The organism is Bacterioplanoides sp. (assembly GCF_965226395.1).
Taxonomy (GTDB): domain Bacteria; phylum Pseudomonadota; class Gammaproteobacteria; order Pseudomonadales; family Oceanobacteraceae; genus Bacterioplanoides.
Map to the genome: position 1 here is coordinate 1518630 of NZ_OZ245358.1, position 20826 is coordinate 1539455.

The 20826-nt window shown below is 49.5% G+C and carries 19 protein-coding genes and 1 other RNA gene; 6 read left to right on the forward strand and 14 right to left on the reverse strand.

Annotation, left to right across the window (positions count from 1 at the left end):
* Window positions 1-156 precede the first annotated feature (156 nt).
* Entirely contained in the window at window positions 157-1032 is an 876-nt protein-coding gene (locus tag ACO05E_RS06865; protein ID WP_419812240.1) for an HDOD domain-containing protein, read from the forward strand.
* Between the two features lie 134 nt (window positions 1033-1166).
* Here the strand turns inward: ACO05E_RS06865 and ACO05E_RS06870 are convergent, their stop codons facing one another.
* The 4 genes from ACO05E_RS06870 to ACO05E_RS06885 all read right to left on the reverse strand — a co-directional run bounded on the left by ACO05E_RS06870 (window position 1167) and on the right by ACO05E_RS06885 (window position 5908).
* Window positions 1167-2405, reverse strand: coding sequence for a UbiH/UbiF/VisC/COQ6 family ubiquinone biosynthesis hydroxylase (locus ACO05E_RS06870; protein ID WP_419812241.1), 1239 nt, complete (start codon window positions 2403-2405; stop codon window positions 1167-1169).
* 132 nt (window positions 2406-2537) lie between these two features.
* Window positions 2538-3788, reverse strand: coding sequence for a 2-octaprenyl-6-methoxyphenyl hydroxylase (ubiH, locus tag ACO05E_RS06875; RefSeq protein ID WP_419812242.1), 1251 nt, complete (start codon window positions 3786-3788; stop codon window positions 2538-2540).
* 167 nt (window positions 3789-3955) lie between these two features.
* On the reverse strand, window positions 3956-5269 hold the full coding sequence (gene pepP, locus ACO05E_RS06880) for a Xaa-Pro aminopeptidase (RefSeq protein WP_419812243.1): 1314 nt from the start codon (window positions 5267-5269) through the stop codon (window positions 3956-3958).
* A 66-nt stretch (window positions 5270-5335) separates the two neighbouring features.
* Entirely contained in the window at window positions 5336-5908 is a 573-nt protein-coding gene (locus tag ACO05E_RS06885) for a UPF0149 family protein (RefSeq protein WP_419812244.1), read from the reverse strand.
* A 175-nt stretch (window positions 5909-6083) separates the two neighbouring features.
* Between ACO05E_RS06885 and ACO05E_RS06890 the strand changes: the two genes are divergently transcribed.
* The 4 genes from ACO05E_RS06890 to ACO05E_RS06905 all read left to right on the forward strand — a co-directional run bounded on the left by ACO05E_RS06890 (window position 6084) and on the right by ACO05E_RS06905 (window position 7461).
* Window positions 6084-6296, forward strand: a complete 213-nt coding sequence (locus ACO05E_RS06890) for a TIGR02449 family protein (protein WP_419812245.1) — start codon at window positions 6084-6086, stop codon at window positions 6294-6296.
* Entirely contained in the window at window positions 6289-6600 is a 312-nt protein-coding gene (locus ACO05E_RS06895; protein WP_419812246.1) for a cell division protein ZapA, read from the forward strand. The genes ACO05E_RS06890 and ACO05E_RS06895 overlap by 8 nt, the downstream gene beginning before the upstream one ends.
* A gap of 42 nt (window positions 6601-6642) precedes the next feature.
* A non-coding RNA gene (gene ssrS, locus ACO05E_RS06900) (6S RNA) lies at window positions 6643-6821 on the forward strand.
* Between the two features lie 37 nt (window positions 6822-6858).
* Window positions 6859-7461 carry a 5-formyltetrahydrofolate cyclo-ligase gene (locus ACO05E_RS06905; protein WP_419812247.1) on the forward strand — a complete coding sequence of 201 codons (603 nt, stop codon included), beginning with the start codon at window positions 6859-6861 and terminating at the stop codon, window positions 7459-7461.
* Window positions 7462-7488: 27 nt separating this feature from the next.
* On the opposite strand, the gene ACO05E_RS06910 is transcribed toward ACO05E_RS06905, so the two are convergent.
* The 8 genes from ACO05E_RS06910 to ACO05E_RS06945 all read right to left on the reverse strand — a co-directional run bounded on the left by ACO05E_RS06910 (window position 7489) and on the right by ACO05E_RS06945 (window position 14533).
* Window positions 7489-7611: a hypothetical protein gene (locus ACO05E_RS06910; RefSeq protein WP_419812248.1), complete on the reverse strand. Its 123-nt coding sequence runs from the start codon at window positions 7609-7611 to the stop codon at window positions 7489-7491.
* 406 nt (window positions 7612-8017) lie between these two features.
* Entirely contained in the window at window positions 8018-8473 is a 456-nt protein-coding gene (locus tag ACO05E_RS06915) for an ester cyclase (RefSeq protein ID WP_419812249.1), read from the reverse strand.
* A gap of 96 nt (window positions 8474-8569) precedes the next feature.
* A complete protein-coding gene (locus ACO05E_RS06920; protein WP_419812250.1) occupies window positions 8570-9556 on the reverse strand; it encodes an alpha/beta hydrolase in 987 nt (328 codons plus the stop codon).
* Window positions 9557-9569: 13 nt separating this feature from the next.
* Window positions 9570-10085: a dihydrofolate reductase gene (locus ACO05E_RS06925; protein ID WP_419812251.1), complete on the reverse strand. Its 516-nt coding sequence runs from the start codon at window positions 10083-10085 to the stop codon at window positions 9570-9572.
* A gap of 57 nt (window positions 10086-10142) precedes the next feature.
* On the reverse strand, window positions 10143-11852 hold the full coding sequence (locus tag ACO05E_RS06930; protein ID WP_419812252.1) for a putative bifunctional diguanylate cyclase/phosphodiesterase: 1710 nt from the start codon (window positions 11850-11852) through the stop codon (window positions 10143-10145).
* 214 nt (window positions 11853-12066) lie between these two features.
* A complete protein-coding gene (thyA, locus tag ACO05E_RS06935) occupies window positions 12067-12861 on the reverse strand; it encodes a thymidylate synthase (protein ID WP_419812253.1) in 795 nt (264 codons plus the stop codon).
* Window positions 12862-12888: 27 nt separating this feature from the next.
* Window positions 12889-13701 (reverse strand): prolipoprotein diacylglyceryl transferase, encoded by an 813-nt coding sequence (lgt, locus tag ACO05E_RS06940; protein ID WP_419812254.1) that lies wholly within the window; start codon window positions 13699-13701, stop codon window positions 12889-12891.
* A 46-nt stretch (window positions 13702-13747) separates the two neighbouring features.
* A complete protein-coding gene (locus tag ACO05E_RS06945; protein WP_419812255.1) occupies window positions 13748-14533 on the reverse strand; it encodes a sulfite exporter TauE/SafE family protein in 786 nt (261 codons plus the stop codon).
* Window positions 14534-14685: 152 nt separating this feature from the next.
* Between ACO05E_RS06945 and ACO05E_RS06950 the strand changes: the two genes are divergently transcribed.
* Window positions 14686-16872, forward strand: a complete 2187-nt coding sequence (locus tag ACO05E_RS06950) for an FAD-binding protein (protein WP_419812256.1) — start codon at window positions 14686-14688, stop codon at window positions 16870-16872.
* Window positions 16873-16924: 52 nt separating this feature from the next.
* On the opposite strand, the gene ACO05E_RS06955 is transcribed toward ACO05E_RS06950, so the two are convergent.
* Together ACO05E_RS06955 and polA are read right to left on the reverse strand one after the other, a co-directional pair.
* Window positions 16925-17947, reverse strand: coding sequence for a patatin-like phospholipase family protein (locus ACO05E_RS06955; protein ID WP_419812257.1), 1023 nt, complete (start codon window positions 17945-17947; stop codon window positions 16925-16927).
* A 52-nt stretch (window positions 17948-17999) separates the two neighbouring features.
* On the reverse strand, window positions 18000-20768 hold the full coding sequence (polA, locus tag ACO05E_RS06960; protein WP_419812258.1) for a DNA polymerase I: 2769 nt from the start codon (window positions 20766-20768) through the stop codon (window positions 18000-18002).
* Window positions 20769-20826: the final 58 nt, after the last annotated feature.

The following is a 20826-nucleotide window of genomic DNA, read 5'->3' on the forward strand; positions in this document are numbered from 1 at the left end:
CAGACCGAGTAAAAATCGTCTTTTACATAAATGTCATATGCCATAACAAACAACCACAGGCAGTGTAATGATTTTGACCTAAACTGACTGTATCAAAACCTAAAATGACCATCATTCCGTGATGCCTGAGCGACACCCGACTGTCTGAACTGAAAAATGTCTGAACTAAACGAAGAACAAATTAAACAAATCCTGCAGGGAATCCGTATTCCACCTCAGCCCCAGATTCTGGTTGATCTGCAGATGGAACAGCTGATGCCCGACCCGGATATGCGCGCCATCTCACGCCTGATCAGTCAGGATGTGGGCCTGACGGGCACCATCTTAAAAGTCGTGAACTCGCCATTTTATGGGCTTAAAAACCGTATTACCTCGGTCGATCAGGCGGTTAATCTGATTGGCCTGAACAGTGTGGTGAATATCGTTAACGGGGTTTCCATCAAGAGCCAGATGAGTGACGAAACCATCGTTAATATGAACCGCTTCTGGGATACCGCGACCGATATCTCACAAGTGGCGACCCAAATCGCCAAACAGGTAGGCTACCCCAACCCGGATCTGGCATATCTGCTTGGACTGTTCCATAACTGTGGTATTCCGCTACTGATGGGCCGCTTTGATAACTATCTGGAAGTGATGGAAGAATCCTATGCCCATGACTCCAGCCAGCGAGTCATCGACATCGAAAACCAGCGCCTGAACACCAACCACGCTGTGATTGGTTATTACACCGCTAAGTCGTGGAAACTGCCCAAAATGTTGTGCGAGGTTATCGCTGAGCACCATAACGCTGGGCGCTATTTCAACAGCAGCAATGATAAAGATTCGGAGCAGAAAACCCTGCTGGGCATTTTAAAAATGTCTGAGCATATTTGTGGAAACTACCGCATCCTGGGTAAACAACAGGAAGATTACGAATGGCAGACGATTGGCAGCGAAGTACTGGCTTACCTTGGTTTGGGTGAATACGATCTGGAGCAGATGGAAGCGAATTTCGCAGAAATGGGGATTGGGGTGCAGAACTACCGCTAAGAACACAGATGAGGTTAGGAACGTATTTTTCTCGACACGCTGTAAATACATCCCTGTAAGCTCGACTGCCACATCCGTGTGGCAGACGGTCGAGCGAAAACACATTCCCAACCTCAGATCATATGCAGAGGTAACTACTTCAATCCCATAGCCTGCTGCATTACATGTTGCTTAACAGGCAAAAGCTTATCAAACCAACGCATTCCTTCGTTACGCAGCAGACGCAGCATCGGTGCTTCTGCACCAAACAATTCTTTAAAGCCCTGCATGGTCGCCATCGTGATCAGGTTATCGGCCTGACGGCGGCGCTGATAACGGCCCAGCACCGCAACACTGCCCAGATCCAGACCTTTATTAAAACCACGCACTAACTCTTCCGCCAGAACAGCCGCATCTTTAAAGCCCAGATTCACACCCTGACCTGCAAGCGGGTGAATGGTGTGCGCTGCGTCTCCGGCCAGTACTACTCCTTCACACCAGTAATCTTTGGCATGACGCTGGCGCAGTGGGAAAGCAACACGTTTAGAAGAAGAAATGATCTTCCCTAAACGGCCTTCAAATGCCTGCTCCAATGCGATGTTAAAAGCTGCATCATCTAGTGCCAGTAATTCATTGGCTTCCGCTTCGGTAGTGGACCAAACAATCGAGGCAAAATGCTCGTTATTCGCCAACGGTAAAAATGCCAATGGCCCTTGCTGGCGAAAGCGTTGCCAGGCAGTTGCCTTAACCGAGTGCTCACACTCTACTGAAGCCACAATGGCATGATGTTCGTAGTCCCATTCACGCGTTGGCAGACCCGCCCACTGACGTACCCGGGACAGTGCGCCGTCAGCCCCAATCACCAACTGCGCCTGCAGGGTATCGCCGTTTTCCAACACAATCGGGGTATTACCCTGCGCATCACGGTTATCCAGATAACGCACTGGCTGATGAATAAAATCCACCTCAGAATCGTTTAAGACTTGTTGCAATGCCCATAAGGTCTGACGGTTTTCAACGATATGGCCGAGGTTATCCACATGCAGGTCGGCCGCAGCAAAGTTCACTGAGCCGGTACCTTCGGCATCCCACACGGTCATCTCGGTATATGGGCTGAGCGCCGCAGCGGGAATATGCTGCCAAGCACCAACATCGCTCAGCAGCTGTTGAGTCTGAGCCGTTAAGGCGCTGACTCTCAGATCATAATCATTAAGCCGGCTGGATAATGGCGGTTGAGAAACCTGCGCCGGATCAACCAATGCCAGCGACAGCGATTGGCGCGACGCTTGTTTGTTCTGCTGCATCAGAATCGCGGCGGCAATCGCCTGCCCCACCAAGCCAGCACCCACAATAACAATATCGTAGTGTTTATCTTGAGAGTTAGTGTCGCTCATTGGTATCTCTTATCACTCAGCGATTTGAAAAATATTGATGGTATTGGCTGTAAGGGTCAATCACAGGGATGTGATTGATTAGCCTTCAGGGATGAACTGGTAGCGCACTGAAAGACAATATCTCAATATTTATCATCTTATTGCAGCAGCTCGTTGACCCAGCCCCATCGCATGCCGCCCAAATAATCTTCGTGCGGTCGGTGCGGCAGCCAACCCTAATAACCCGGCATCACGCACAAAGGTTAACGCCGATTGCTTACTGCCAAATAACTTAGGCAACACATCACTGGCGACAATGGTATTACGCTGATCAGTTTGTTGTTGTGCTTCGTATGCTTGCAGCAGCGCCAGATCACCCAGACTCTGGCACTTGTTCGGATCTTTGCTCTGGCTCTGGTTATAAGCACGGTTCAGATGTTCAGCCAGCACCGCCGCATCCCGCAATGCCAGATTAAAGCCCTGCCCGGCAACCGGATGTAAGCTGTGCGCCGCATTGCCCAGCAACACCAGAGAACGACGCACTTGTTCTTTGCTTTGCACCAACGCCAGCGGATAACGGGAACGCTCACCCACACGAATAAACTGGCCTAAACGCATTCCGATCTGTTGCTGTAAACGAGCTAGAAACTCACCATCGGGCAGCGCCATCACGGCGTCAATTTCATCATCGTTCAGCGTCCAGACTACCGCGTAACTACGTTGCTGCAGCGGTAAAAAAGCAATCGGTCCATCACCACTGAAACGTTCATAAGCCCAGTGATTATGATCCTGATCGCATTCGATTTGGGTCACTAACGCGTTAGTGCCATAAGGCTGGCGGGAATGCTGGATTCCCAGTTGCAAAGCCAGTGGTGAACGACCACCATCAGCCATCACCAATAATTGGGTTTGCAGAATACGACCATCATCCAATGTCAGTTGAGCACCGTCGGCGTTCATCTGAATCTGCTCAGCATTAGCCGGAGCAAACAGCTCAACATTGTCGAGGGTATCGATACCGCGTAATAAGCCTTCACCCAACGCGGCATTTTCAATCACATAACCAAGCGCTTCGGTATTCTGTTCGTGAGCGTGTAAATGCGCCTGCCCGAAATGGCCCTGATCAGAAACCTGAATATGTTCAATGGCACACGCCGACGGCTGAATGTGTTGCCACAATCCCAGCTTGGCAAATAACTGCTGAGTACCATAAGACAGTGCGGTGGCGCGGCCATCGAAGCTGGGTGGTCGCTCACTGGAATCGACTTCCAGCTTGAGCGGCTGACGATCGATTAACGCGATCCGTAGCCCTTGCTGGCGTGCCGGTGCCAATAAATGAACCAGACTGGCTCCCACCATTCCGGCGCCTAAAATTGCTACATCAACCTGTAATTCAGCAGTCATGAATATGCTCTATCTCGCTTCTGCAACAGCCTGAAGGTTATATCGGATATTTTCTCTCGACACGCTGTGAATACTTCCCTGTAAGCTCGACTGCCGCATCCCTGCGGCAGACGGTCGAGCGAAAACACCCGACACAACCTTCTGAATTTCCAGAGACAGGGTAACGATTACCCCATCAAATTTTCAATGTCATCAATGGTTTTGGGTACATTGACCGTCAGTACGCTGCAGCCATCTTTGGTGACCACCACATCGTCTTCAATACGAATGCCGATGCCGCGCCATTGTTCATCAACAGTTTCGTCATCCGGGCTGACGTACAGGCCAGGCTCAATGGTAAGCACCATACCCGGCTCCAGCTCACGCCATTCGCCATCAATGCGGTATTCACCCACATCATGTACATCCATGCCCAGCCAGTGACCGGTTTTGTGCATATAAAACTGGCGGTACTTTTCTTCTTTGATGAGGTCGTCGGCATCACCTTCAAGCAGGCCAAGTTCCAGCAAACCATCCACCAGCACTTTGACTGCCGCTTCATGCGGTTGATTCCAGTGATTACCCGGTTTTACCTGTTCGATAGCAGCCATCTGCGCATCCAGCACCAACTGGTATAACTCTTTTTGCGGATCGCTGAATTTGCCATTGGCCGGGAAGGTACGGGTGATATCGGCAGCGTAATAATCCAGCTCACAACCCGCATCGATCAGAATCAGATCGCCGTCCTGAATTTGCTCGGTATTCTGGGTGTAATGCAGAATGCAGGCATTATCGCCCGCCCCCACAATCGACGGGTACGCTGGCCAGCGACTGCCCGCCGCCATAAAGGTACGCAGGATCTCGGCTTCCAGCTGATATTCCATCATGCCCGGCTTGACCATTTCCATCGCACGCACATGAGCATCGGCGCTGATATCAGCGGCCTGCTGCATCACGGCAATTTCTGCGTCGGATTTGATCAGGCGCATTTCATGTAACAAATGATCCAGTGCACTGAATTCACGTGGTGGTGTGGAGCCATTACGCACCTGAGTTTTGATGTGGTTGACCCATTGCATCAACTGATGATCAAAGTCCTGACGCACACCTAAACTGGCGTAGATACGGTCTTTGCCTTCTAACAGTCCCGGCAGAATATCGTCGATATCGGTAATCGGAAAAGCATCGTCAGCACCCAGTGTTTCAGGCGCAGCTTCAGGGCCAACCCGGCGGCCGGTCCAGATTTCCTGCTGTTTGATTTTCTCCTGACAGAACAACACGTATTCACCATGCTCGCGGCCCGGAATTAACACCAGTACCGCATGTTCTTCACTGAAACCACTGAGATAATAAAAGTCACTGTCCTGGCGAAACGGGTGCTCAACATCACGGTTGCGCGTTGTTAACGGCGCAGAAGGAATAATGGCAATGGAGTTATCACTCATACGTGCCATCAGTTCCTGACGGCGCAGGGCGTATTCGCGGGAATCCAGTTTGATCATCTCAGGTACTCTTAGCAAAGATAACGTTTAATCAGTAGTTTAAATGCAAAGGTTTAATGCGGTTGTCTAATGCAGTGTCTTAGGCGACATCTCAACCGCCGGAGCAGACGGCTTCTGGTTCATGCCATAAAAAACCGTTAATGCCGCGATACGTGCATGTTCCGCCAGCTCCAGGTAGAGCGCTTCATTTTCCGGATCTTTCGGGTCATCCACACTGGCATTTGAGAAGGCATCCAGATCACGTAATACCTCGGTCACATCCTCCGGCAGTTTGTTGCCCTGCAACTTACCGGAAGCACCAATACCGTCGAGGAAGCCTTTGCTCCACTCCGCCAGACAATCGACCTGTTCCACCACATCGGCTTCATCATCTGGGGGTAGTAATGGCTGGTAGCTCATGTCTTCACCGCTCAGGCTGCTGAGTACTTCGTCATAAAAGCTGATCAGCGTGGTTTTGAGTTTATCGGCCGGCGCTTCTTCTAATTCCAGATAGGCTTCGGCTTCCGTCAGCCACTCCGCAGACGTTAACCGTGCACCGGCACTGAGAAAACCCGTCAGCCAGCCGTGTAACGCCGAGGGCGTCTGGTAACAGCGGGACTCCAGCCAGACATCTGCGGTATCCGAAAAATTGATATTCATAGCGATAAAACCAAACCCTTCATAAAAAACAACGCCATTCTACCATTGCAAACTGCCCGGAAGCTGCTAAATATTATCCTCTGGTGCGTTTGTCGCCGCAGATTATCCTGCTGCAATTGACCCATCAGGCAACCGCCTCTTATAGTAAGCTTTCAATCACATCTCCTGAGTTATGATGCAAGATTTACAACTGCAACATCTGCAACAAAAAATCGAAAAGCTGCTGCGCGTTCAGGAAGAATTGCGCGAGCAGAACCGTGCCATGCGGGCCGCAGAAGCGTCCTGGCAAGCCGAGCGCTCGAAACTCACCCAGCAAAATGAAATTGCGCGTCGTAAAGTGAATGAAATGATCAACCGTCTGCAGACTCTGGAGCGTAACAGTGGCTAACGCGAAAACACTGGAACTGAATATTCTCGAACGCGATTACCGGGTCAACTGCCCGGACGGTGCCGAAGCCGAGCTGCGCCATGCCGCGCGTTATCTGAATGAAAAAATGGCTGAGATTAAAACTGCCAGCTCCAACGCAGGTAAGGTTTTAGGAACCGACCGCATCGCAGTGATTGCTGCTCTCAACATCACTCACGACCTGTTACAACTGCAACAACAGCAGGGCAACAGCAGTGAACGCCTGAATAAGATTCATCAGATGATTGATGACGCACTGGATAAAGATTCACAACTGGAGCTCTAACTCCGCGCTATAGATCTAGCCACGACTTTGTTATACTGCGCCCGCTTCCTGGGGTGTTAGCCAGTCAATAAAGACCTGAGCCGATGCTTTTTATTATGGAAGGTTCATTCGTTAATGTGTGCATGTCCGCCCGACGGAAAGCCTGATTTAATGTCTGGCCTGCCACCTTGGACCACAGGGTTCAAGGCCTTTATTTATGACAGCGGCACAGTGGGGAGCATCCATTTTTCAGGCACACCACCAGCCATAATCCTCCCTATGAATAAGTCTGAACTGCGCAAACTGATTCGCCGCAAACGTCGCTCGTTATCGCCACAACAACGCCGCCAGGCAGGACATGGCCTGCTAACCAGCCTGCGTCAGAACGCACGATTTTGTGCCGCACAACGGGTAGCACTGTATTTAAGCAATGATGGTGAAATTGATACCCGCGATGTGATTGAAGACCTCTGGCGGCGCGGCAAGCAGGTATTTTTGCCGGTGTTGCATCCGGTACGTAAAGGTCACTTAAGTTTTATACGGTATGACAGTAACACTGTGATGCGGAACAACCGCTATGGCATTGCTGAGCCTGATTTTGGTCACAGCAAACGTGTGAGCGCACGGTTTTTAAGCATGGTGTGTTTACCACTGGTGGCATTTGATCAGCGTGGCAATCGCCTGGGGATGGGCGGCGGCTATTACGACCGTACACTGGCTTTTATGACTCAAACGCCTTGTGGCATTGCAGACGCCAAGGGACAACAACCAGAATTAGTCGGCTGCGCTTATGCCTTTCAACAGGTTCCACAACTACCCGCCGAGCCTTGGGATATTGGCATCAGCGCCATCGCCACAGACAACGAATTCCATCCGTTTTAACAACCTGATGGCGAGGTCTGTCGTTTGTTAGCGAATACTGCTTTCTGAGGCAATTACAGATGCCGGGCGTTGCTCGGCACTCATGCTGGTGATGGTCGCGCCCAGAGCAACAACCAAAGTCAGGATGACCAGTAAATCTGGCTTTTTCATAATATCTTTCCCCAATGTGATGTCTTGCTGGCGCAAGAACATAATGCCACTGCCATCATTTTTCTTGTTATGTGCTGCCCTGTTCAATGTGACAGCATTTTTATAGCTGAGCATGACAATAAGATGATGTTCTTATTGCACTCAGTTATTTTTACTTCATTTTCCAAAGCAAATGGCAGACCAGCTTGCCTTTGTGCCTGCATTATTCTGAAATGTGAATAACAAAGGTCCGGCGTTAAGGCTTATTTATTATTTTTGTGACTAAAAAGTGCGCCGATTCAGCGCACGTTAGGGTAGGCATGCGTGATTATCAAGCGACAATATGCCCTGATCCTCACATTGGGGCACCCGCCAGTAATTTTTTGCCCTCTGACGGGATAACCCGATAAAACTGTCCGGATTTGTCTTATTCGCTTGCCATCAGCTTAAATGCTCTGCCCGGTTGTGGCAGACTTTGTGTCTGATGAATCAGGTCTGCGGTATCCAGCAGCGAGTGCCCAGACTGAATCGCCCCCAGACGCACTTTCCAGAAGGTCATGGCATTTAAACAAATCACGCGGTCACTGGGTTCAAACCCCATCAGTGGCTTCACCAGCGTACCGGTTAAGGTGGACTGACTGACGATTTGGTTTCCTTCTGCCACCAGTTCATCAACCGAGATAGTAAAATCATCAAAGGACTCACGCAGGGCATTCACCATCGTTCCCATACGCATCAGGTCCATCGGTTCATCAATCATGCTGGCATGATAGGTAAATTCGGGGGTTATCAGAGAGTTCGCCAGATTTAAGCGGCCCTGATTCCAGACCAGTTCAATAAACTGGCGGATAAGTTTTTTATTATTTTTTATACGTTCTTCCATGGATACTCCTGTTTATTCCACTTCCATATTGGGGGTTATCCTTCCTGATCACGTCCTTTTTTGAGGCCGTTGCTTGTTACGCAGCCTGTTGGCGAATCAACCCAGATTCAGCCATTTTGCTATCTGCTGATAGATTACCGAGCGATTCTCGAGTGACTCATTCACCAGATGATGTTGCCCTCCTGGCAGCATAAAGACCTGACGATTCGGGAACTTTTGCGACAGGATGGACAGATTATGACACCAGTCTACGGTGTTGTCTGCATCTCCCTGAATGATGTTGATATTAATATCATTTTTAATTTGGGATTCAATAAACGGAATCCACTGTCGCAGAGCGCCTACCCAACGAACACTCAGGTAACGCGGCTGCAGTGGATCATGCTCGGCGATAAAACGCAGAAAATCGGCATCGGCTGAGTTCTGATTAAAAGTTCGCTTGATCCGTTTTAACGCAAAACTCAGAACACTGTGCAGGATTTTGGCTTTATTCCAGCCTTTTGGCCGTATCAGGGGAGCAAATAAGGTAATAGCGGCAAAGGGAGACTGAGCTGGTGTTAATTGCCGTTTCAGCAGGTAATTGATACAGACAGCACCACCGGTACTCTGACCAAACAGGTACAGATCGCCATCAAGGTGAGATTGCAGCTGCTGCAGTACCTGGCTGAAAATATCATCGTAATCCTGAAAACTGCTGATAGAGGCCCGATCTCCACTGGATAAACCATGCCCGGGCAGGTCATAGATCACCACATCCAGGCCTTGCTGCAGACAGAATTCAATCAGCGAGCCATAAATCCCGGCATGGTCGTAATAGCCGTGCATCAGCAATGCCGTTCCTTTGGCATTAGGCTGACGCCAGAGCTGAACCGCAATGTCGTAACCACACAATGCGATCTTGCCGGCATAATGGGTTACCGACTCCAGCTGCAGAAAATGCAGCCGGTAATGTTGGCGATATTCCTGCCAGGCCGGGCTATCTGCCAATGGTAATGACTGCCAATCCAGCGGCGGGAGTTGCGATACCAAATCTTCCGGGTGCCAGCCAATGACTTTTTCCGCTTGTATCGTGTGCTCAGTCATCACTCAAAGGCTCTCAGGCACGTTCGTACACGTTGAAGCTATAGTCATACGGGTTAGGGCCTTCCGCTGAGAAGTCTTCACCTGCAACCTGATGCCACCCCTGGCGTTCAAATTGAGGGAAATAGGCATCTCCCTCCACATCGGCATGCACTTCGGTCAGGTACATACGATCCACCAGCGGTAAAGCCAGAGTATAGATCTCAGCGCCACCAATAATCATGGCTTCTGACTGACCATCAATCAGTGCAATACTTTCTGCCAGAGCCTGTGCAGCTTGCAGCGATTCAACCACTTTTACGCTGTCGCTGGCACCGGCGGGCTGATAGTCAGTTTGACGGGTAATAATGATATTGGTGCGCCCCGGCAGAGGCTTGCCAATGCTTTCGTAGGTCTTGCGCCCCATAATGACCGGTTTTCCCAGAGTCACCTGCTTAAAATATTTCAGATCATTCGGCAGGTACCAGGGCAGTTTGTTATCACGGCCGATAACATGGTTCTGTGCCAGTGCAACAATCAATGACAGCTTCACAATTCGGATTCCACAAAAAGAAACGATAATAACGAGGGAACGGGGTCGATTGAAAGATTATTCCGGTGCGAGTAGCTGAATCACCTCATCGGCCCGCACCGGCTTGGAATAAAAATACCCCTGATACTGGTCACAGCCAAACAAGCGCAGCATTTCCAGTGTTTCTGCTTCTTCAACGCCTTCGGCGATGACTTTTAACCCCAGGTTATGAGCCAGCCCGATAATCGAATTAGCGATAGCCGCATCGTTGGCGTCTTCCACAATGTCTTTGACAAATACCCGGTCAATTTTCAGGTAATCGATCGGCAGATCTTTTAAATAAGACAGGGATGAATAACCAGTACCAAAGTCATCAATCGCAACTGACATACCCAATTGGCGCAGCTGCGCCAGCATGGATACACTCTGATCAAGGTTATTCATCAACATACTTTCAGTAACTTCCAGAGTCAGACATCGGGCAGCCAGACCACTGCGGTTTAACGCCCGTTGTACCTGAGTCACCAAATCCCCCTGATGAAGCTGACGCGGCGATAAGTTCACCGATAGTTTGGTGGTGGGCGATAATTTTCCGGCATTGATCCAATCAGCAAACTGCTGGCAGGATTGCTCCAGCGCCCATTGCCCAAAACTCTCAATCAGACCCGTATCTTCCAGTACCGGAATAAAAACTGAAGGCGGCACATTGCCCAATACCGGATGTTGCCAGCGCAACAAGGCTTCGACTCCAACAAAGACACCACTATCAACAATGGCCTGAGGCTGATAAACCAGATGCAGCTCTTCACGATCCATCGCGTGGTGCAACGCACTTTCCAGCCCCAACCGCACCTTATCTGCCGGTGATCGTTCACCCTGATACAGCAAACTGGCATTACGCCCATTACGTTTGGCCTGATGCAACGCCAGTTCAGCATGTCGCATCAGCTGTCCGGCATCGTAAGTCACCCGGCTGGCCAGCTCCATTCCCATGCTGACACTGATAAAAATTTCGTTACCACCAATGGTAAATGAATGGTTAAACGCCTGACTGAGCTTATCGGCAACCCGCTGCATACAATCGGCATCATTAATATCATCAAGGATGACCGCAAAATTATTGCTCCCCAAACGGGCCAGGGTATCGGAGCGGCGCACCTTATCCAGCATGCGTTGAGTGCAGGCCACCAGCAGCTCATCACCAATCTGATGACCATAAATGTCGTTCACGACCCGGAAGCGATCAATATCCAGCAGCAAAATCCCCATGCCACGCTCACGTCGCTGGTTCTGCAACAAGCTGTGTTCCAGCCGATCCTGAAATAAACTGCGATTGGCCAGCTGGGTCAGCGGGTCATAATGAGAAAAGCGCTTTAGGTGAGATTCGTATTGTTTGCGGCTGAGTGCCAGTTGAAAAGCCTGATGCCAGTCATCAAGAGTGGTCATACCCAGAGATACAACTTCCTGCACACCGCTGAGAATATACTGTGCGATCACCGCGGCTGCAGGCTGATCTGGCAAGGCTACCACTATCGCCATATCCGGTAAGGTCAGCTGAATACGTTCAACCGCGGCATTCAGTTCACTGCCCGGAGCCTCCGCCAGCAGCAGGATAACGTCGTACTGACTGGCCATTTCTGAGCCCAGTTCATCAAGATCATCAACCACCAGAAACGGGCCATCGTACAACACCACAGGAACTTCCTGGCGCTGCAGTAATGACAACATCAGACCCGGCGAGGCATCAGATTGTGACAACAGGGATGAAGACATAAGAATTGAATTCAAGAAACACGCCTTCAGTATAGTCAGCAGGCGTAATTTGACAGGTCTTCATCCTGTCAGGACTGACATTTATTGAAAACATCAGCCACTTTTGTGAGCTCGGTAGCAAATATACGATAAACGGTCATTTGCTTTTCAGAATACCGGTTACTTCATGTACAAAAACCCTTATTTAAAAAGGGTTTTGTCGATAAAGCCGATGAATTAGACGGATGTATTAAACCGCAACCGGCGCTTTAATATGAGGGTGAGACTCGTAACCCACAATTTCAAAGTCTTCAAATTTATAATCGAAAATTGAATCGGGTTTACGGTGAATTTTCAATTGTGGTAACGCCAAAGGCTCACGGCCTAATTGCAGGTCAGTTTGCTCCAGATGATTGGCGTACAAATGTGTATCACCACCGGTCCAGACGAAATCACCGACTTCCATATCACACTGCTGCGCCACCATATGAACTAACAACGCATAGCTGGCGATGTTAAAAGGAACGCCTAAAAAGATATCGGCACTGCGCTGATACAGCTGGCAGGATAATTTGCCATCGGCGACGTAAAACTGGAAAAACGCATGGCATGGCGGCAGTGCCATATTATTCACTTCAGCCACGTTCCAGGCACTGACGATGATACGACGTGAATCCGGGTTGTTTTTGATCTGCTCAATCACCTGAGTGATCTGATCAATATGGCCGCCATCCGGAGTTGGCCAGGAGCGCCATTGTGAACCGTAAACCGGGCCAAGGTTGCCATCTTCGTCAGCCCATTCATCCCAGATACTGACGCCATTTTCCTTCAGGTAGCGAATGTTGGTATCACCACTGAGGAACCACAGTAGTTCGTGAATAATCGAGCGCAGGTGCAGTTTTTTGGTCGTTACCAGCGGGAAACCTTCACTGAGGTCGAAGCGCATCTGATAACCAAAACAGCTGTAAGTACCGGTACCGGTACGGTCCTCTTTAAAGGTGCCGTTTTCGCGCACATGGCGCATCAGATCGAGGTATTGTTTCATGCTTCAGTCTCAGTGTGTTCAGTCAATTCAGTTCGCAGTTGCCTGGCGGGTTTTATCGCTGCGGTACGCCCAGATCATAAAGGCGATACCCAGAGCAATCATTGGCAGGCTCAACAGCTGGCCCCGGCTCATCCAGCCAAACAGATCAAAGCCGATATGAGCATCCGGTTCGCGGAAGAACTCAGCAATGCTGCGGAACAGGCCATATCCTATCAGAAATGCCGCACCAACGGCTTTTTGTGGCCGTGGTTTGTTGGAAAACCACCATAAAATTACAAACAGCAGCAACCCTTCTAATGCCGCCTGATACAGCTGCGATGGGTGACGGGGTAAATCACCGGCACGGGGGAAAACCATTGCCCACGGCACCGATTGCGGATCGGCAACCCGGCCCCATAACTCACCACCAATAAAGTTGCCAATACGTCCAAACATCAGGCCCAGTGGCACAAAGGGGGCGACAAAGTCACCCACATCAAAAAAGTTCTTTTTGTACTTATGACCAAACCACGCCAGCGCGGCTAACACACCTAATAAACCACCGTGGAACGACATGCCACCTTCCCAGACCCGCAATAACCATAACGGGTCTTCAAGAAACTGAGGAAAGTTGTAAAACAGCACATAGCCACAACGGCCACCCAGAATCACCCCCATGGCACCGAAGAAGATCAGGTCGGATACCTGCTCCGGTGTCCAGCCTGAACCAGGGCGTTTCGCACGCACATTGGCCAGCCACCAACTGGTACCAAACGCCAATAAATACATCAGCCCGTACCAGTGAATTTTCAGAGGCCCGATGGCCACAGCAACCGGATCGATATCAGGGTAAGTCAGCATAGAAGCATCCCAGCAATTTGATTAAAGCGAAAAAATTAACACCGTCTTATGACAGTAAAAAGCGCAATCCAACCACAACCAGCAGTGCAGCAAAGGCCTTTTTCAGTAAGGTTTGGTCAAGCGTATGCGCCAACTTGGCACCAACTTTGGCAAAAGGCACACTGGTGAGTACAATGCCACCAATCGCCGGCCAGTATAAAAAACCTGTGCTCCAGTCGGGTAAATCCGCATGATTCCAACCGACCACCACGTTACTGATGGCACCGGTTAAGGCAATAGGTAAACCGCATGCCGCGGAAGTTGCTACCGCCTGACGCATCGGCACCTTCATCCAGGTTAAATACGGCACGGTAAAGGTGCCGCCACCAATGCCAAACCAGGATGACCCGAAGCCAATCACACCACCCGCAGAAGTTAAGCCCAGCTTACCGGGACGCGAGCCATCACTGTCCGGGTTAAGGCCCAGAAACATTTTGGCTGCCAACAATAAGGCAAACACACCAATAATCTTTTGCAATACCGGGCCCGGCACACTGGAGATCAGCAACACCCCTAACCCCGTACCGGCAACAATTCCCAGCGTCATTTGCCCGACTAATGGCCAGTCGACAGCACCGTTACGATGATGTTCTCGCACCGAGCTGATGGAGGTAAAAACAATGGTTGCCAGCGAGGTAGCAACTGCCATATGGGTTAACACCGCTTCACTGATGCCCTGGGCAGCAAAGGTCAGCACCAGTACCGGCACAATCACCATACCACCACCAATACCAAACAGCCCGGCCAATAAACCCGCAACGGCACCAACGGCTAAAAACAGCAAAAAAATCATAATGATCACAATCCGGCCAAAGGCCCGGCATTATGCCTTGAAATACCCTCAGGCTACATGCAGTTTTTGCAATTGTGCGCTTTTACAATCAAGAGCAGTATGGAAAACTCGTACCACAGTCTCATTTTAAATTACAAGGAATGACAAATAACATGAACTCAATGAACTGGAAGACGCCATTCAAATGGCTGCTGCTGAGCAGCACGTTATTACTGGCTCAACTCTCATTGGCGATGAGCAAGCCACCCACACCTGCGCCCGTCGATGTCGCCGAAAAAGTCCGCATTACCTATACCGCCGACACCAACCCCGCGAATATTGCCCCCATTCGTTTGCTTGAGGGGGTTGAGATCTGGCCTGCTGAAAACCAAACAAACCTGAGTCATTACCGGGTTTACTGGGGAGATGTGGCAAAAAACAAACTGGGCTTAGGTCTGGCACCCGTACTGGCTGAGATTCCGGCCAATAACAGTGGTGAAAAGCTGGTGTATGAATTCCCGGCGAAATTCAAAATGGAAATTGGCGCTATTTACGTGCTGGTGTGCAGTGTTAATAAAGATGCTAATGGCACAAAAGAATACTGCCCATCGGAAAATAATCTGGAGAAGGTGACCGACCCGCTACTAACCATTGCCGGAACGCTCAACAGTTTAAAAGGTACTTTACGTAGCGAACAACATTTACCGGGCGTTGAAGTCATGGCGACCTGTGGTGACCTGGTCTGTAATGGTATCGAAACCCGCAATAACTGCCCGGCTGACTGTTCCGATTATAAGTTGGCGTCGTTTAACTATCAGACCTTATGTCACGATATTGAAGAAGTGATTCACCCCACATCAGTTGAACAAATTCAGCAGATTATTGCTCGTGCCAACCGTGAGAAAAAACGCGTCAAAATGACCAGCGGCCGGGGTTACAACACCACCTCCGGCTCAGCGACCACCATTGTGTGTAACGATGGCATTGTACTGGTGATGGACCAGTTTAATCAGCAGCAACAAGCGTTAGGCATGTCACTGGAAACCTTTGAAGGGACAGAGGTCGTCAATGTCGCCGCCGGTGCCAGCCTGCACGAAGTAGGCGAATGGTTATTCGAGCGCGATAAAGGCTTAGGTTATGTTCACCTGGGTTGGCGCGACGTTTCCGTTGCCGGTGCCTTAGGCACATCGGCCCATGGCAGCTCACCCAAAAATCCGAATGTATTATCGCAGCAAGTAGTGTCTATCGATTTAATCGACGCCAGTGGTGCCTTAAATACCTATTCACGCGGCACAACCGGAAAAACCGATCCGGATTTATGGAAATCGCTGACCACTCATTTAGGTTATCTCGGCGTATTAACCCGCGTACGCTTAGAAGTATCAGATGCGACCAATACTCAGGTTAAAGTCACCTTCCATGAAGAAGATGAATTATTCGGTAAAAAAACCGTGCTGGAAGATATTCAGGAATGTGATTATGGCCAGTACAACTGGTTCCCAAGCCTGAACCAATATCTGCGTACCTGTGGTAAAACTACCCAGCTGGCCGCTGAACCCGGAGCCAATAACGAACTGTTATTCCCTTATGTCGATTTTGATCAGCTGAGTGCCTCCGACACCATGCAGATTTTTCAGATCGGCGCGGCCAAACCGTCAGCACAAACTCATGAGCGTATGGCGTTTATGCGTCGTTCCGGCTGGCATTTAACGCCGATATTAACCAAAACCATTGATGGCAGAAAACGCTATACCTCCAACGCTACCGGCCCTACCCATCGTATTACCTCCAGTCATTTGATTGATACAGTCGACCGGGAAACCTTCCAGATGGATTGGGAAGTGGCGGTGCCACAACAGCATGTTCAGGCCGCAATGGAATATGTACGGGAATTTAATAATGGCTTAAACAGTAAGAACCGTGAAATTCCGGTACCTCTGATTGGTATTTTTGTACGCTTCTCCAAAGTAGGAGATCAGGCATTAATGGCTTACACCGGTGCGGGTAACGGTTTCGAAAATGGCAGTACCGCCATTCATATTGAAATGCCGATTTTTGTTCCGGTTGATCTGAATGCCCAACAATTTGCCGAATATATGGGCCCGTATGAAGAAGTGATGCGTAAATTAATTACCGATTTTGGTGCACGTGGCCACTGGGGTAAAAATATGTACGCGGAGCAATACGGTAATCAGGACTGGATGTTTACGCTACAGCGTGACCTGGGTGTTTATGGCGATCATTTAGAGCGCTTTAATAAGCAGGTCGGCAAACTCGATCCGAACGGTTTATTTGCCAATAAATTTGGTAAAGCAATTGGTATCGAATATCCGAATTTTGAATATCCGCAAGAATGGTAATTTGTCTTTCTGACAAGTTAATGCGCCCGTTATTAACGGGCGCATTTTTAAATTATTCAGCAATCACTAAGGGCAAACCTGTCTGCACATCAATCCGGCCTAATGATGGCCCCTGATACTGATTTAAAATCAGCGACACCACCTGCTCACCATAACGATCAAACCAGAATTTCCCCATATCACGAATACGACGGATATTATCCGGGTCAACATCATCCAGCGCCTGTTCTGGTGGTGATGGCATTCCGGGCTGTGGTGATAGTTCACTGTCGACCCGGATATAACTGCCGGGCCGGGTGATGGTTTGTGCCTGATACGCGACAATGCGCTCATCCGACAGAATATCCAGTATCTGACCTTTAACTGCCCATTGAATTGCGCCCCAGCGTTGCGACGCTCTGCCATTAACCGGCTGAGTACGATGGCCGGTTCCCACCGAAATAACCCGCATTTGATCCAGCGGTGTGCGGAAATGTTTGCGTGCTTCAGCAATGGCGCACATGGTTGGGTTGTTCGCCACCACACCACCATCAATTGACCAGGTGTCCTGGCCTTTAATATGAAGATCTGCGGTTGGGAAATAGGTTGGAGCTGCGGACGTGGCATCAACAATTTGGGTGCAGAGTAATTCCCGATGTTGCGCGTCGGTGGATTTAATCACAATCGGCGTGCGCGATTGCACATCATAGGTCACGACCAAAGCTTCTTTATTATCTGCTACATTACCCAGCGTTGCATCGCCCAGAATCTGATTTAACACCTCCAGTTTGCCGGAGCGTTTATATCTGGGTGTTAAAATGCCGGGCAATAAACGGCTGAAAAAGCCCCCGTTTTTTGTGAATAAAATGCTTGCAGTGGTGTCACCGTGCAGCTCATCAATCTCTGCCAGGGATTTATCAGTGGTTGCCAGCGCCAATGCAATGGTGCCACCGGCACTGGTACCAGCAAAAAAATCCACTTCGTCGCGCAGGCTTTTATTATAACGTTTTAATTCACGCTCAACCTGAGTGAGAAACTGGGTGGTGGCCGCGCCACGTACGCCACCACCGTCTAGAGATAAAATCAGCTTGCTCATATCAATACTTCCCTGCCTTAATATTTTTTGCGTTAGAACCAGAGCCCTTTAACTAGTGCGCCTGATCCCAGTTATCGCCAATACCCGCTTCCACTAACAGAGGCACTTTTAATTCAGCCGCGTTTTGCATTTTTTGTTGCAGCTCCGTGGCAAAGGCTTCGGCCTGATCATCACGTACTTCTAAAATTAATTCATCGTGCACCTGCATGAGCAGGCGTGCATCAAAACCAGATTGCGGCAACCAAGCAGCTACCTGAATCATGGCACGTTTAATAATATCCGCAGCGGTTCCCTGCATCGGTGCGTTAATCGCGGTACGCTCAGCATGTTGACGGCGTGGTGCATTTTTCGCCCGGATATCCGGCAGATATAAACGACGTCCAAAGATGGTTTCGACGTAGCCTTTTTCTTTGGCATTTTCGCGGGTGTTATCCATATACGCCTGAACACCCGGGTAACGCTGGAAGTACAGATTCACGTAGTCCTGCGCTTCAGCACGACCAATACCCAGCTGTTTCGCCAGACCAAAAGCGGACATGCCATAAATCAAACCAAAGTTAATCGCTTTGGCGCTGCGACGTTGGTTATCGGTCACGTCTTCTTCGCTAACACCAAACACCTCAGCAGCAGTTGCCCGGTGCACGTCACGACCTTCCTGAAACGCTTTTAACAAGCCTTCGTCGTCCGACAGATGCGCCATAATCCGCAGCTCAACCTGACTGTAATCAGCGGCCACCAGCTTATAACCTTCAGGGGCAACAAATGCCTGGCGAATGCGGCGGCCTTCGTCACTGCGAATCGGAATATTCTGCAGGTTGGGATCACTGGAAGATAAACGCCCGGTTGCCGCGACTGCCTGATGATAGGAGGTATGCACTCGCCCGGTTTTGGCATTCATCATTAATGGCAGTTTATCGGTATAGGTACTTTTTAATTTCGCCAGACCACGGTGTTCAATAATAATGCGCGGTAATTCGAATTCTTCCGCCAGTTCCAGCAGCACTTCTTCGGCGGTAGACGGTGCACCTTTGGGGGTTTTTTTACGAACGGGTAACTCCAGCTTTTCAAATAAAATAGCGCCGAGTTGTTTTGGCGAAGCCAGATTAAACACTTCACCAGCAACATCATGCGCTTGTTGTTCTAACTGCTGTAATTTTTGTTCGATCTCAGCACTTTGCTCGTGCAATAAATCGGCATCAATTAACGCACCCAGTTCTTCCATGTCACACAACACCGGCATGGCACCCATTTCGATGTCGGTAAAGACGGTTTTTAACGAATCGACTTTCTCTAATTTTTTCCACAAGGTCTGATGTAAACGCAGGGTAATATCCGCGTCTTCAGCGGCGTAAGGCCCGGCGACTTCAATCTCTACCTGATTAAAGGTTTTTTGTTTTGCGCCTTTACCAGCGACTTCTTCGAAGCTGATGCATTTATGGCCCAGATATTTCAGCGCTAAGCTATCCATATCATGGCGAGTAGCAACGGAATTTAAAACATAGGATTCCAGCTGAGTATCAAACGCAACGCCTTGTAGTTGAATACCATGATTCGCCAGCACGTGTTGGTCGTACTTCATATGCTGGCCAACTTTTTTCTGGTTATTATCTTCCAGAATGGGTTTTAACAGAGCGAGTACAGCATCACGTTCCAGCTGTTGTGGAGCGCCTTCGTAATCGTGAGCCAGCGGCACATAGGCGGCTTCTCCTGCTTCTACCGCAAACGATACGCCGACAATTTCTGCGTCTTTATAATTGAGTGAAGTGGTTTCGGTATCGAAGGCAAATAATTCAGAGGCTTTTAATTTTTCCAGCCAGCCATCCAGCTGTGTTTGCTCGAAAATAACCTCGTATTCGCCTTCTAATTTGGCAGGTAAGTCATCATCGTCTTCCAGCGCTTCGCTCGCGACAGAAGCCGCCGTTTTATCAGCATTTCCGTTGCCTGCCCCCCCTTTGCCGGACAGTTCTGCAATCCAGGCTTTAAATTCCATTTGCTGGAATAAGTTTAATAGCTCATCGTTATTCGCTGGTTCAGCCAATAATTCTGTGATGTTTTTTTCCAGTATCACATCACATTTAATGGTGGCTAATTCTTTTGATAAAAACGCCTGCTCTTTATGCTCTTCCAAACGCGGTGCTAAGGTTTTGGCACCACGGAAGCTCAGGGTCTTCACCTCGTCGAGGTTGTCGTAAATCGTTTCTAAACTGCCTAACCCGGCCAACAGACCAACGGCGGTTTTTTCGCCCACTTTTGGCACACCCGGGATGTTATCGACCTTGTCACCCATCAACGCCAGGAAGTCGATAATCAGCTCCGGGCCAATGCCAAATTTGGCTTTCACACCGTCGATATCCATAAAGGTATCGGTCATGGTGTTAATCAGAGATACATGCTCGTTCACCAGCTGTGCCATGTCTTTATCGCCGGTCGAAACAATCACATCACGCTTGGCAGCGGTCGCCTGTGCCGCTAGCGTACCAATCACATCATCCGCTTCCACGCCTTCAATAATCAGCAGTGGTAAACCCATGGCGCGGATAATGTTGTGAATCGGTGCAATCTGTTCACGCAGCTCTTCCGGCATGGGTGGACGATTGGCCTTGTACTCGGCATACATATCGTTGCGGAAGGTTTTGCCCTTGGCATCAAACACCACCACCACTTCGGATTCTGGGTAATCCTTTTGCAGGCGTTTGATCATGCTGATCACACCTTTGATGGCATTGGTGTGCAGCCCTTTGGAATTGGTCAGCAATGGAATCGCATGGAAGGCGCGGAACAGGTAAGAAGAACCATCAACAAGAATAACGGGCTGCGACATAATATTGATCTAATCCTTGGTTTAGGGCGACTGGTTTAGTGATAATGCACTTGCTCTG